Origin of the sequence: Tsukamurella ocularis, assembly GCF_024807615.1 — a bacterium.
In the GTDB taxonomy this organism is placed as follows: Bacteria; Actinomycetota; Actinomycetes; order Mycobacteriales; family Mycobacteriaceae; genus Tsukamurella; species Tsukamurella ocularis.
This window is the reverse complement of record NZ_JANUCJ010000003.1, coordinates 965,878-980,066: the sequence shown is the minus strand read 5'-3', so window position 1 is coordinate 980,066 and position 14,189 is coordinate 965,878. Positions and strand designations below refer to the sequence as shown.

Annotated in this window: 8 protein-coding genes; 7 read left to right on the top strand and 1 reads right to left on the bottom strand. The window is 68.8% G+C overall.

What is annotated here, in order from left to right; translation table 11 throughout:
* Window positions 1–83 precede the first annotated feature (83 nt).
* The 6 genes from HNP44_RS16090 to HNP44_RS16065 all read left to right on the top strand — a co-directional run bounded on the left by HNP44_RS16090 (window position 84) and on the right by HNP44_RS16065 (window position 12,048).
* On the top strand, window positions 84–575 hold the full coding sequence (locus tag HNP44_RS16090; protein WP_259142045.1) for a hypothetical protein: 492 nt from the start codon (window positions 84–86) through the stop codon (window positions 573–575).
* Window positions 576–774: 199 nt separating this feature from the next.
* Complete coding sequence (locus tag HNP44_RS16085; RefSeq protein WP_259142044.1) at window positions 775–1,755, top strand: TIGR03621 family F420-dependent LLM class oxidoreductase; 981 nt, start codon at window positions 775–777, stop codon at window positions 1,753–1,755.
* A 226-nt stretch (window positions 1,756–1,981) separates the two neighbouring features.
* Complete coding sequence (gene fadD32 / locus HNP44_RS16080; RefSeq protein ID WP_259142043.1) at window positions 1,982–3,892, top strand: long-chain-fatty-acid--AMP ligase FadD32; 1,911 nt, start codon at window positions 1,982–1,984, stop codon at window positions 3,890–3,892.
* Between the two features lie 82 nt (window positions 3,893–3,974).
* Window positions 3,975–9,104, top strand: coding sequence for a polyketide synthase Pks13 (gene pks13 / locus HNP44_RS16075; RefSeq protein WP_259142042.1), 5,130 nt, complete (start codon window positions 3,975–3,977; stop codon window positions 9,102–9,104).
* A gap of 19 nt (window positions 9,105–9,123) precedes the next feature.
* Window positions 9,124–10,698: an acyl-CoA carboxylase subunit beta gene (locus HNP44_RS16070; protein WP_259142040.1), complete on the top strand. Its 1,575-nt coding sequence runs from the start codon at window positions 9,124–9,126 to the stop codon at window positions 10,696–10,698.
* Complete coding sequence (locus HNP44_RS16065; RefSeq protein WP_259142039.1) at window positions 10,699–12,048, top strand: FAD-binding oxidoreductase; 1,350 nt, start codon at window positions 10,699–10,701, stop codon at window positions 12,046–12,048. It begins immediately after the preceding gene.
* 159 nt (window positions 12,049–12,207) lie between these two features.
* On the opposite strand, the gene HNP44_RS16060 is transcribed toward HNP44_RS16065, so the two are convergent.
* A complete protein-coding gene (locus HNP44_RS16060) occupies window positions 12,208–12,693 on the bottom strand; it encodes a GAF domain-containing protein (RefSeq protein ID WP_259142038.1) in 486 nt (161 codons plus the stop codon).
* Window positions 12,694–13,057: 364 nt separating this feature from the next.
* Here HNP44_RS16060 and HNP44_RS16055 point away from each other — a divergent pair, with 364 nt between their 5' ends.
* Window positions 13,058–14,035: an alpha/beta hydrolase gene (locus HNP44_RS16055; RefSeq protein WP_259142037.1), complete on the top strand. Its 978-nt coding sequence runs from the start codon at window positions 13,058–13,060 to the stop codon at window positions 14,033–14,035.
* Window positions 14,036–14,189 lie beyond the last annotated feature (154 nt).

The following is a 14,189-nucleotide window of genomic DNA, read 5'->3' as shown; positions in this document are numbered from 1 at the left end:
GAACGCCCAGCAGGGGAATCGGCGCCGCGTGGGGGACGGCCGGCGCCAGCCTGTCTCCCGCTTGGGCAACTACCATTCGAGGTATGCGAAAACGGATCGCGCTTGCCGTCGTGGCGTTGGTGGCGCTGTCGACGAGTGCCTGCGATCCCTTGGCGCCGCCCGGACCCGGGGAACAGGTGAATGTGATCGACGGGGAGGCGGCGCGATCCGACGCGATGTGGCGGGCGGCATCCCACGTGGGTCTGGCACTCCCGGCAGAGGCACGGACGGTGTCCGGAGCGGTGGAATCGACCGGGCTGGTGTCGAGCATCTCGTACATCCATGCGGTGATCCGACCCGCTGAGCTCACCGTCTCCCTTCGGGACTCCGACCTGACCATGACCGGATTTCCGGCGGACTCGCTCACGGTCGAGCCCTGGCGCGCCGACGGTGCCCGTGGCCGGCTCGTGCTCGCCGGACCGGCGTACCGCCTGATCAAGGGAACCCGTGGAGGCCTGAACTACGGCGAGTCGCTCAAGGTGTATCTGCGAACCACCGCCGAATCCATCGACCTCTACTACTCCGTCTCGCGGTGACGGGTCCGCTCCGTCCGTGAATCCACGGCTTTCCGAGCACCCGAGCCCGGATATGGCTTCGTGTGTGCTCTGAGCCGAGGATTCACAGTGGGTACGGATCTACCGGGAATCACAGGGCGGCCGAGGCACCGTCGGGCAACCGTTAGGCTGTCCGCAACGTTTCACGACCGCATCCCAGTCGACCAGGAGTACCCACAACGTGACCACTGAGCCCCGCAAGTTCCGGTTCGCGGCCGGCGGCGCCGGCAACGCCGACGAGGGCGGCGCGCGCAAGTTCGTCAAGCTCGCGCAGGAGGCCGAGGAGCTGGGGTTCGACACCTTCGCCATCCCGGATCGGCTGGACGCGCAGGTGGGACCGCTGGCCGCGCTGGGCGCGCTGGCCGTGAGCACCGACAAGATCCGCCTCGCGACCTCGATGCTGGCGATGCCCTTCCGGCATCCAGCGGTGCTGGCCAAGGAGCTCACCACCATCGACGTGCTGTCCAAGGGGCGCCTCGAGGTGGGCCTGGGCCTCGGCGCCTTCAAGGAGGGCTTCGACCAGTCGGGCATCGAGTTCGAGTCGCCCGACCGCCGGTTCCAGCGCCTCGACGAGGGCCTGACGGTGCTCGACGCGCTGCTCCGCGGCCAGGAGGCGGAGTTCGAGGGAGAGGTCTTCCGGGTCAAGGAGCTCAAGGGCTACCCGCGGCCGCGGCAGGGCCCGCGCCCGCCGATCGCCATCGGCGCCGGCGCCCGCCGCACGCTGGAGCTCGCGGCCCGGCGCGCCGACGTCGTCTCGATCAACCCGCGCAGCTCGGCCGAGGGCAAGCTCCGGATCTCGGACATGTCGATGGACGCCGTGAAGAACAAGGTCGAGATCGTGAAGGCCGCCGCGGGCGACCGCTTCGCCGAGATCGAGCTCTCCTGGTCGATCGCCACCATCGTGGTCACCGACGATCGCGAGCAGGTCGCCGACTTCGCGCTCAAGGCCATCGAGCGCGGGCTCTCGGCCAGCATCGAGGTCGACAAGGAGGTGACGATCGACGACGTGCTGAGCTCGCCCTACCTCGCGATCGGCACCTTCGACGAGATCGCCGATCAGGTCCGCGCCACCCGGGCCGCGACGGGTATGTCCTACGTCGGCGTGATCCCCACCCAGATGGAGGCCTTCGCGCCCGTCCTGGAGCAGCTCAAAGGCGAGTGATCGTGTCCACTGCCCAACCTCTCGGTTTTCGTCCCCGCCGTTACCGCGCGGTACGATAGTCGGGTTTGCGGATTTTCACAGCGTGGTAACGCCCCGAACGGGTGAAACATGTTGCGGATATCAAGCACTATGAGGTGGCGCACAGGCCCGCAACGGGCCGTCGCCGCCACGCGATGTACCACTGTATGACCGTCAGCCGCCCGGCGTCGGTGACGAGGAGCAATGCATGAACAACGAGTTTGACCAGTTTCTGGACGAAGACGGCAACATCTTCTTCCGCCCCGGAACCACGCTGGTCGACTTCGTCGAGCGCAACGCACGGGAACGTGCCGACACCCTCGCTTACCGTTTCATCGACTACAGCCGCGAGCGTGACGGCGTCGTCCACGAGCTGACCTGGTCGCAGTTCGGCGCCCGGCTGCGCGCCATCGGTGCCCGCCTGCAGCACATCACCAAGCGTGAGGACCGCGTCGCGATCCTGGCCCCGCAGGGCCTCGACTACGTGACCGCCTTCTTCGGCGCCCTGTACGCAGGCAACATCGCGGTGCCGCTGTTCAGCCCGGACGAGCCGGGCCACACGGACCGCCTGCGCATCGTCCTCGAGGACTGCAAGCCCACCGCCATCCTCACGAGCTCCGGCTCCGCCGAGGCGTGCCGTAACTTCTTCCGCCATCTCCCGGCGAAGGAGCGGCCGCGGATCATCGCCGTCGACGCCATCCCGGACTCGGTGGGCTCGACGCTCAAGCCCTTCCCGATCTACCGCGACACCATCGCGTACCTGCAGTACACCTCGGGCTCCACCCGGAACCCGGCCGGCGTGCAGATCACCTACGAGGCCGTCGGCACGAACGTGATCCAGATGATCCACGCGCTGGACCTCAACGAGAACTCCCGTGGCGTCACCTGGCTGCCGATGTTCCACGACATGGGCCTGCTCACGGTGATCCTGCCCGCCCTCGGCGGCAAGTTCATCACCATCATGAGTCCGTCGGCGTTCGTGCGCCGCCCCGGCCGCTGGATCAACGAGCTGGCCGCCGTCGAGGACGGGGCGGAGACCTTCGCCGCCGCCCCGAACTTCGCCTACGAGCACGCCGCCGCCCGCGGCCTGCCCAAGGAGGGCGAGACCCTCGACCTGTCGAACGTCAAGGGCCTGATCAACGGCTCCGAGCCGGTCACCGTCTCGTCGATGAAGAAGTTCAACGAGGCCTTCGCCCCCTACGGCCTCTCGCCGAAGGCGATCAAGCCCTGCTTCGGCATGGCCGAGGCGACGCTGTTCGTCAGCTCGACCCCCGTCGAGAACGAGGCCCGCGTGGTCTACGTCGACCGCGACCAGCTGGCCGCCGGCACCTTCGTCGTCTCCGAGGAGGGTGCTGAGGGCGCCGTCCCGCAGGTCTCCTGCGGCGACATCGCGCTGAGCCAGTGGGCCTGCATCGTGGACCCGGAAACCGGCAAGGAGGTGCCCGACGATTCCGTGGGCGAGATCTGGCTCCACGGCATGAACATCGGCTCGGGTTACTGGGAGCGCGACGAGGAGTCCCGCGAGACCTTCCAGAACTACCTGACCCCGCTCTCCGAGGGCAGCCACTCCGAGGGCGTGAAGAACCTCGAGAAGGCCAAGTGGATGCGCACCGGCGACTTCGGCGTCTACCACGGCGGCGAGCTGTACATCACCGGCCGCGTCAAGGACCTCGTGATCGTCGACGGCCGCAATCACTACCCGCAGGACCTCGAGTTCACGGCCCAGGAGTCCGACACCAAGTACATCCGCACGGGCTACGTCGCGGCGTTCTCGGTGCCGGCCAACGAGCTGCCGGCCGCGGTCTTCGAGAGCAACACCTCGGGCCTGACCTTCGATGCGAACGATCAGAGCGAGCAACTCGTCATCGTCGCCGAGCTCGGTGCGGGTGGCGCCAAGCAGAACCAGCAGGCCCTGGCGGACGGGATCCGTTCGGCCGTCGGTGCCGCGCACGGCGTGCTGGCCCGCGACATCCTGCTGGTCCCCGGCGGCTCGCTGCCGCGCACCAGTTCCGGCAAGATCGCCCGGCGCGCAGGCCGCGCCGCCTACATCGACGGCACGCTGCGCGGCGGTTACACCCAGACGGCGTTCCCCGACGCCGAGGCGAACGACGTTCAGTAGCGCCCACCGGCGCACGGCAGAACCACAACTTCATCACACGCGACTGCGTAACCCACGGTCTCGACGCGAAGGGTAGACACACATGGCTGAGAACGAGTACACCCCCCATGAAGGCCCGACCGGCAAGGCCCGCGAGGATCTGAGCCTCGAGGAGCTGCGCGCGTGGATGCGGCAGTGGATCGCCGACGCGACCAAGCAGCCGCTGGAGAACATCACCGACGACAAGTCGCTCGACGAGTTCGGACTGGGCTCGCGCGACGCGGTCTCGATGGCGTCCGATATCGAAGACTTCACCGGCGTGCAGCTGACGGCCACCGTCGCCTTCCAGCACCCGACGATCGCCCTGCTCAGCCAGCGCATCATCGACGGTGACCCGGTGGTCTCCGACGACGATCTCGCGGCCGAGGCGGCGCAGTACGATCGGGGCGAGGACTTCGAGGCGAACCGCGGCGCGCACGACGTGGCGGTCGTCGGCCTCGCGACCCGCTTCCCGAAGGCCGGCGAGACCCCGGAGTCGACGTGGGAGTTCCTCATCGGGAACGGTGACGGCACCACGGATCTGCCCGAGGATCGCTGGCTCGAGTTCAAGCAGGATCCGCGCCTGAAGGCCGTCCTCGACGAGGCCAACACCTTCGGCGGCTATCTCGACGACGTGGCCTCTTTCGACGCCGAGTTCTTCCAGATGACCCCGCGCGAGGTCGAGATGGTCGACCCGCAGCAGCGGCTCGCGCTCGAACTCACCTGGGAGGCGCTGGAGCAGGCCAACATCCCGCCCAGCTCGGTGAAGGGCACCCGCACGGGCGTGTGGATGGGCAGCTCCGCCAACGACTACCAGATGCTGGCCGTCGCCGACCCGACGAAGGCAAACCCGTACGCGCTGACCGGCACGTCGACGTCGATCGTCGCGAACCGCGTCTCCTACTTCTACGACTTCCACGGCCCGTCGGTCACCGTCGACACCGCGTGCTCCTCCTCGTTGGTCGCGATCCACCAAGCCGTCCGGAGCCTGCGCGACGGCGAGACCGACATGGCGGTCGCCGGCGGCGTGAACATGTTGATCGTCCCCGCCGCGACGCTCGGCTTCGACAGCCTCGGCGCGCAGGCGCCCGACGGCAAGATCAAGGCCTTCAGCTCCGACGCCAACGGCATGATCCGCGCCGAGGGCGGCGGCGTCGTGCTGCTCAAGCGCCTCGCCGACGCCGAACGCGACGGCGACGACATCCTGGGCGTCATCGCGGGTTCCGCGGTCACCTCCGACGGCAAGTCGAACGGCATCTTCGCGCCGAACCCGGAGGCGCAGGTCATCAACCTGCGCGACGCCTACATCGACGCCGGCATCGACCCGCGCACCGTCGACTACCTCGAGGCGCACGGCACCGGCACCATCCTGGGCGACCCGCTCGAGGCCGACGCCATCGGCCGCGTCCTCGGCCGCGGCCGCGAGGCCGAGAAGCCGCTGCTCCTCGGCTCGGCGAAGACCAATTTCGGCCACCTGGAGGCGGCCGCGGGCATCGCCGGCGTCGCCAAGGTGCTGCTCAGCATGCGCAACGGGCAGATCCCCGCCTCGCTGAACTTCGCCGGCCCCAACCCGTACATCCAGTTCGAGGCCAACCGTCTCCTCATGGCGGCGCGGAACACGGAGTGGCCCAAGTACTCCGGCAACCGGCTCGCCGGCGTCACCGGCAACGGCTTCGGCGGCACCAACGCCCACGTCGTGATCAGGGAGTACGTCGCGCCCGAGGTCGTCGACGGCACGGTCGAGGCCGAGGGGACCTCAGCGAACGCCGTGCCAGCCTTCTACGCCGCCACTGCCGAGGGGGCCGCGGTCCCGCTCGTGCTCACCGCCTACGTCCCGTCGCGCCGACGGGCCGCCGCCGCCGAACTGCTCGAGTGGCTCGAGTCCGACGAGGCCAAGGGGTACACCCTCGCCGAGATCGGTCGCACGCTCGCGAGCCGCAATCACGGCCGCGTCCGCGCCGTCGTCATGGCGAAGGACCTCGACGAGGCGATCAAGGGATTCCGCGCGATCGCCGAGGGCAAGAACGCCCCGAACGTCATCTCAGCCAACCAGCCCGATGCGGCCGGCGCGGCGTTCATCTTCTCCGGCTTCGGCAGCCATCACCGCAAGATGGCCAAGCAGCTCTACCTCGAGAACCCGATCTTCAAGCACTACTTCGACGAGGTCAACGAGCTCATCATCGACGAGTCGGGCAACGACTACGCCGACATGATCACCGACGACGAGCAGACCTTCCACATCGAGACCGGCCAGGTGGGCATCTTCGCCATCCAGGTCGCGCTCGTGGGCCTGTTCCGTCATCACGGCATCGAACCCGGTGTGGTGCTGCCGCATTCGATGGGTGAGGCCACCGCGGCCTGGGTCACCGGCGGTCTCTCGCTGGAGGACGCCGTGCGTGTCATCTGCAACCGCTCTCGCCTCATGGGCGAGGGCGAGGAGATGCTGCCGGAGGAGATGGAGCGCTTCATGGCGCTCGTCGAGTACAGCGCCGCCGACATCGAGACCGTGCTCGGCGAGTACGAGGGCCTGGAGATCTGCGTGTACGCGGCGCCCACCCACACCGTGCTCGGCGGCCCCGGCAAGGTCATCGACAAGATCGTCGCCGAGACCGAGGCCAAGGGCCTCATGGCACGCAAGCTCGTGACCCGCGGTGCTTCCCACACCTCGCAGATGGATCCACTGCTCGGCGAGCTCCAGGCCGAGCTCATGGGCATCGAGCCCCATGCGCTGCGGTACCCGATGTACTCGACCGTGAACAAGGACGAGTTCTACAAGGCCGGCCACGCGCCCGTGCACGACGTGGACTACTGGATCAAGGGCCTGCGCCACAGCGTCTGGTTCACCCAGGCGGTGGAGAAGGCCGTCGAGGCCGGCTACCGCACCTTCATCGAGTTCTCGCCGAACCCGATCACACTGATCTCGGTCGCCGCGGTGACCTTCGGCTCCGGCATCCAGGACGCCGCGCTGGTGCAGACTCTCAAGCGCAAGGAGGACGAGCAGGGCACCGTCATGACCGCCCTCGCCACCGTCTTCGCACGCGGCCACCACGTGGACGTCGCCTCCCTGTTCGGCCCCGGTCGCTACGCGCCGGTGCCGCGAACCAAGTTCCAGCGCAAGCACATCTGGATCCAGACCAAGCTGCCCGACGGCGGCTCGGGCATGGTCCCCGGCGGCCACGTCGCCCTGCCCGATGGCCGGCACGTCTGGCAGCTCGACGCCGGCGCGCTCACCCTGGGTGACGGGACGAAGATCCCGCTGGTCGACCTGGCGAAGCACGCCGCCGTCCAGGTGCTCGACGGCGCCGCGGTCACCGCGGCCGTGGAGCACGGCGAGGTGCGCGAGGGCTTGACCCTCACCACGACGCTGACCCCGCATCCCGGTGGCGCGTCGATCCAGGTGCACGAGAACACGGGCAAGGGCTTCCGTCTCCTGCTCGACGCCGTCGTCGTGGGCGGCGCGGCCTCCGGCACCGCCGCGGCCCCGCTCATCACCCGGGCCGCGCCCGCGGTCGAGGAGATGGACGAACTCGACGAGTCCGAGCCCGAGATCACCGTCTCCGACGAGACCGAGGCCCCCGCGCCCGAGGGCAGCGGCGAGCGCTGGTCGGCGAGCACGGGCGAGTCGGTGGAACACCGCCTGGGCATGATCATCTCGGAGATCATGGGCTTCGAGATCGAGGATCTGCCCAAGGAGATCCCGCTCATCGATCTCGGCATGGACTCGCTCATCGCGATGCGTATCAAGAACCGCACCGAGTACGAGTTCGACATCCCGCCGATCCAGATCCAGGCGGTCCGCGACGCCTCCTTCAACGACGTGGTGCAGTTCGTCGAGTACGCGGTCGAGCATCGCGACCAGGTGGACGCGCTCGCCGAGCACCAGTCCGGCACCGGCGAACTCGCCGACGCCGGGCGACTGGCCGAGATGATGAAGGCCGCGAAGGCGGAGGCCGCGGCGAAGGCCGAGGCACCTGCCGCCGAGACCGCGCCCGCCGTGGATGCCGTCGAGGCCGAGCCCACCGTGGCCGCGCCGGCGGCACCGTCGGACGAGAAGACCGAGACCGCCACCCCCGACCTGCTCGACGGCGCGGCCGTCGCGGCGGCCGTGGGTGACGGCGTGCCCCCGCGTGACGCGGCGGAGCGCCTCACCTTCGCGACCTACGCGATCGTCGTGGGTAAGTCCCCCGGCGGCGTCTTCACCGAGCTCGACGTGCTCTCCGAGGACGTGGCGGAGAAGCTGACCGCTCGCCTGTCGGAGCGCGCCGGTGGCGAGATCGACATCGAGGACGTCATCGACTCGAAGAACATCGAGGAGATGGCCACCTACGTGGGCGCCGTCATGAACGAGGCGACCCCGGTGGACGGCTTCGTCCGCACGCTACGCAAGCCGGAGAGCACTGATCGCAAGCCGCTGTTCCTCTTCCACCCCGCGGGCGGCAACACCACCGCCTACGAGGCCCTGCTGCGCAAGCTGCCGGAGGACTTGCCCATCTACGGTTTCGAGCGCGTCGAGGGTGAGATCGAGGAGCGGGTCGCCGAGTACCTGCCCAAGCTCAAGGAGATCCAGCCGGAGGGGCCGTACCGGCTCGCGGGCTGGAGCCTCGGCGGCGCCTTCGCCTACGGGCTGGCGCGCGCGCTCGAGGACGAGGGCCAGGAGGTCGAGTACATCGGCCTGCTCGACGTGGTCGCGCCGAAGGTGCCGCTCACCGATGAGCCCGCCGAGAAGAAGGCCCGCCTGGAGCGCTGGGAGACATTCGCGCGCAAGAACTACGACATCGGTGACGAGATCGAGCTGCCCATGGACCGCCTCAACGCGGCCGACGACGAGGGTCAGTTCCGGATCATCATGGAGCTGGTGCAGCTGTCCGACAAGAAGATCCCGACGTCGATGATCGAGCACCAGCGCACGTCCTTCGTGGACAACCGCATGCTGATCAAGGTGAACCCGGCCGACTACGGGAAGTTCGGCGGTACGGTCACGCTGTACCGCGCGGACCGTATGCACGACGGCGCCGTCGAGCTGGAGCCGAACTTCGCGGACATCGCGCCGGACGGCGGCTGGGCCCCGGTGGTCGAGGACCTGCGGATCGTCAAGATCGGCGGCGACCACCTGCAGCTCATCGACGAGCCGTACATCGGCAAGATCGCGACGCACATGACGGACGAGCTCAACCGGGCCGACGGCGCCAGCTGAGCTCCGGGCAGGGGATAGGGTGACAGACGTGACGGACGTATCGGACCAGGTCGACCTCAACACGACCGCGGGCAAGCTCGAGGATCTGTACCGCCGCCTCGAAGAGGCGAAGGACCCGGGCAGCCCGCGGGCGCGGGAGCGGCGCGACGCGAAGGGCCTGCCTAGCGCGCGTGCACGCATGCAGATGCTGTTCGACGAGGGCACGTTCGTCGAGCTGGACCAGCTCGCGAAGTCGCCCGGCGACGACCGCATCAAGGACGGCGTCGTCATCGGCTACGGCCTGGTCAACGGCCGCAAGGTCGCGGCCTTCAGCCATGACCAGACCGTGGGCGCGGGCACCGTCGGCGAGATGTTCGGCCGGAAGATGGTCAAGCTCTACGATTTCGCGGCCTCCGCGGGCCTGCCCGTCGTCGGCATCAACGACTCGGGCGGCGCCCGGATCCAGGACGCGGCCACATCGATCGCCTGGTACGCCGAGCTCGGCCGGCACCAGGATGGCCTGTGCGGCCAGGTCCCGCAGATCTCGATGATCCTCGGGACCTGCGTGGGCGGCGCGGTCTACGCGCCCGCCAACACCGACGTGCTCGTCGGCGTGCAGGACAACACCTACATGTTCGTCACGGGCCCCGAGGTGATCCGCCCGACCACGGGCGAGACCACGTCCGCGGAGGACCTCGGCGGCGCGATCAAGCAGGCCCAGTGGGGCAACCTGCACCACATCGCGGTCGACGAGCAGGCGGCCTTCGACTGGGTCAAGCGCTACCTGTCCTTCATGCCGGACTCGGTGCACCAGCGCCCGCCGCTGATCAACCCCGGCCTGGAGCCCGAGCTCACCGACTCGGACCTCGAGCTCGAGTCGATCATGCCGGACGCCGACACCGCGGGCTACGACATCCACGACGTGATCCTGCGCGTCTTCGACGACGGCGACTTCCTCGAGTACGCCGAGCTGTGGGCGCCGAACATCGTGACCGGCTTCGCCCGCGTCGACGGCCAGTCCGTCGGCGTGGTCGCGAACCAGCCGATGCACATGGCGGGCACGCTGGACACGCAGGCCTCGGAGAAGGCGGCGCGATTCGTGCGCCTGTGCAACTCCTTCAACATCCCACTCGTCTTCCTCGTGGACGTCCCCGGCATCCTGCCCGGCGTCGAGGAGGAGAAGATCGGCACCATCCGCCGGTCGGGCAAGTTCATCTTCAGCTACGTCGAGGCGGCCGTACCGAAGGTCACCATCATCCTGCGCAAGTCGTACGGCGGAGCGTGGGCCGTGATGGGTTCCAAGCAGCTGGGTGCCGACTTCGTCTTCGCGTGGCCGACGGCGCGTTTGGCCGTGATGGGCGCCGAGGGCGCCGCCGCGATCATCAAGCGACGCGAGATCGAGGAGGCCGGCGAGAACGGTCCCGCGATCCGGCAGGCCTTCATCGACTTCTACAACCAGTTCATGGCGACGCCGTGGCTGGCGGCCGAGCGCGGGTACATCGACGGTGTGATCGAGCCGAAGGACACCCGCCTGCTCATCCGCAAGTCCATCGCGCAGCTGCGTGACAAGGAGCTGCAGCGCTCGCCGCGTCGCACCTACCTCATGCCGATGTAAATGGTGTCGCTGGAGGGCTTTCCACAGCTCGCCGGGTCGGTGCTCACCGACCCGGACGTGATGGCGGCCTACGCCGTCGACCACTGCTCGCCGGTGCACGGCGCCGTCCCGCTCGCTGTGGTGCTCGCCGAGACCACCGACGACGTGGCCGCAGCAGCGGCGTGGTGCTACGCCAACGATGTCGTGATCGTGCCCCGCGGCGCGGGCAGCGGCCTTGCCGGCGGCGCCAGCGCTATCGAGGGCTGCGTGATCATCTCGCTCGCGAAGATGAACGCGGTCAAGGAGATCAACGTCGCGGACCAGTACGCGATCGCGGAGGCGGGCGTCATCAACGCCGACCTCGACCGCGCGGTCCGCGCACACGGGTTGATGTACCCGCCGGACCCCTCGTCGTTCGAGATCTGCTCGATCGGCGGCAACGTCGCCACCAACGCGGGCGGCCTGCGCTGCGTCATGTACGGCGTCACGCGCGAGTACGTGCTCGGGCTGACCGTCGTGCTCCCCGACGGCCGGATCATCACGACCGGCAGGCGCACCGTCAAGGGGGTCACCGGCTACGACCTCACGCAGTTGCTGGTCGGTAGCGAGGGCACGCTCGGCATCGTCACCGAGGTCACCGTCAAACTTCGTCCCGCGCCGGCGATCCCGCCGACGACCGTCGCCGCGTCCTTCCCGGACGTGGTGAGTGCCGCGGCCGCGGTCGCCGCGGTGGTCGGCACCGGCGTCGTGCCCGCGCTCATGGAGCTCATGGACCGCCGCACCCTCGAATGCGTGGAGGCGCTGCGCCCCTTCGGACTCGAGGAGGAGACCCGGGCGATGCTCATCGGCCAGGGCTCGACGCCCGCCGATGCCGAGGTCCTGGCCCGCGAGTTCGAGGCCGCCGGGGCGCACTACACCGTGGTCTCCGACGATCCGGTCGAGGCGGCCGAGCTGTTGGCCGTGCGCCGCGCCGCCTTCCACGCCTACGAGCACGCCGGCAACATCTTCTCCGAGGACGTGGGCGTGCCCCGCTCGCAGCTGCCGGCGATGTTCGCCCGCATCGAGGCCATCTCGGCGAAGTACGACGTCGACATCCCGACGTGCGCGCATGCGGGCGACGGCAATCTGCACCCCACGCTGATCTACCCGAAGGACCAGCGGGAGGTGCCCCAGGCCATCTGGGACGCCGCCGACGAGGTCTTCCAGGCCGCTCTCGCGCTCGGCGGCACGCTCACGGGCGAGCACGGCGTCGGCGTCCTCAAGGCCCGCTGGGTGGGGGAGGAGCTTTCCGAGGACGTCCTCGACCTGCACCGCGGCATCAAGGCCGTCTGGGACCCGAAGAACCTCCTCAACCCCGGCCGCGGCTTCTAGCCGCTCGCTGCGCTCGTGGCGCTCCCTAGCGGGACGGTCGCCTCCCTATGTCCATGGACGTGGGGAGTGCACGGCGCGCGGAGGCATGACACGTCCCGCTAGGGAGAGCCCGACGGTCCGCCGCCCGCACCCGACATGCCCGCTGCGGGCCGGGGTGGATCAGGCGAGCGACGCCACGAAGACCACGGCGACGGCCTCGAGGCCGCGCTGGTCGTCGTCGGTGAACCGGGCAGTCCGCTCGCTGTCGAGGTCGAAGACGCCGATCAGCTCGCCGTCGCGCACCAGCGGCACCACGAGCTCGGAGTTCGTCGCGCCGTCGCAGGCGATGTGGTCCGGAACGGCGTGCACGTCGTCGACCCGCTGCGTCTCGCGCGTGCGCGCGGCCGCGCCGCAGACGCCCCGGTCGAGTGGGATGCGGATGCACGCAGGCAGGCCCTGGAAGGGCCCGACGACGAGCTCGGCACCGTCGTAGAAGTAGAAGCCCACCCAATTGAGGTCGGGCACCGTCGCCTTGACGAGGGCCGAGAGGTTCGCGGCGTTGGCGATCCGGTCGGGCTCGCCGGCGACGAGCGCGCGGGCGTAGTCCGCGAGCTCGGCGTAGCGCTCGGTGGGGGATTCGGAGAGGTCGGGAAGGGAGAACGACACGCCCTGACGGTACGGGGTCCGACGGTGCGCCGACACCCCCGTATCCGGCGTGAGTCTGGGCGGAAGCTGAGAGTGCGAGGCCTCCGACATCGACGTGATCGAGATCGAAAAAACACCTCATGTACTGCGCTGACCTGCCCGAGTGCATCGATCTTCACCGGTGGGTGTAACACGGTGACACGACGCTCCGACTAAGAGTTTGTCAGGAACTGAGATCTCGCATACAGTGCCTGACGAGCACTGAACCGCTCGCGTTGGTCTGCCGCGGGGCCTCCCTGTGGTACTGACGGGGCCGGCACGCCGGCACCGCGCAGGCGGTTAGCACGCGCCCACCGGGCGGAAACACTGAGGAAGAGAGTCTCGTATGCGTATGCGTAACGGCTGGGCCAAGAAGGCCACCGCCGCCGCGGTCACCGTGGCTGCCATTCCGGCCCTGACGATCGCCGGCACGGGCGCCGCGAACGCCTGGGGCCCCGGCAGCGCCAAGAACCCGCCGAAGGGCTTCAAGCAGGCCTTCGTCAACGGCGCCGGCATGCCGAACGTCAAGGTCCGCAGCTGGGCCTCGACCACCACCGACCCCAAGAAGGCCCCGACCGTCGTGCTGCTCGACGGCCTGCGCGCCACCTGGGACGTCTCCGGCTGGGAGCGCGATTCCAACGTGGCCTTCCTGTCGCAGAAGGGCATCAACGTCGTGACGCCCGTCGGCGGCACCTCGAGCTGGTACACCGACTGGCAGGGCCCGTCGTCGACGAACCGCCAGGCCTACCGCTACACCTGGGCGTCGTTCCTCAAGAACAGCCTGCCCCAGTACATCCGCAGCCTCGGCTTCAGCGACAATGTCTCGCTCGTCGGCCTGTCGATGTCCGGTAGCGCCGCGATCATCAACACCCTCGAGTCGAACGGCTACTACAAGCGCGCCGCTTCGCTCTCCGGCCTGAACAACATCTCGGCGCCGGGCGTCCCGATCGCCGTCGGCATCGCGTCGCTGGATTCGGGCGGCTACAACGCCGGTCTCGACATGTGGGGCGGCCCGTTCGACTCGCGCTGGGCCAAGAACGACCCGACCGTGCAGGTGAACCGCCTGAAGAACATCCCGCTGTGGATCTCGGCCGGTAACGGCGTCTTCGGCAAGTACACCCCGAACCCGGGCCCGGCCGACGTCATCCAGGGCGTGCCGCTCGAGTGGCTCGCGCTCTCGCAGTCGCGCTCCTTCCAGGGTGCGGCGCAGCGCGCCGGCCTGAACAAGGTGCACTACGACTTCCCGGCGGCCGGCACGCACACGTGGGGCTACTGGCAGGACCAGGTGTGGCAGATGCAGCGCACCGGCTGGTTCTCGAAGTAATTCTTCGCGATTCCACGAACAGATCACACGACAGGCGGCCTCGTTCGGACGAACGGGGTCGTTTGTCGTATTGTGAGCTGGACGACTTTCCTGAGGAAACCGGGAGTGTCTGTAACGACTTACCCTGTGATTCCGATGAGATCCAGGGAGAGTG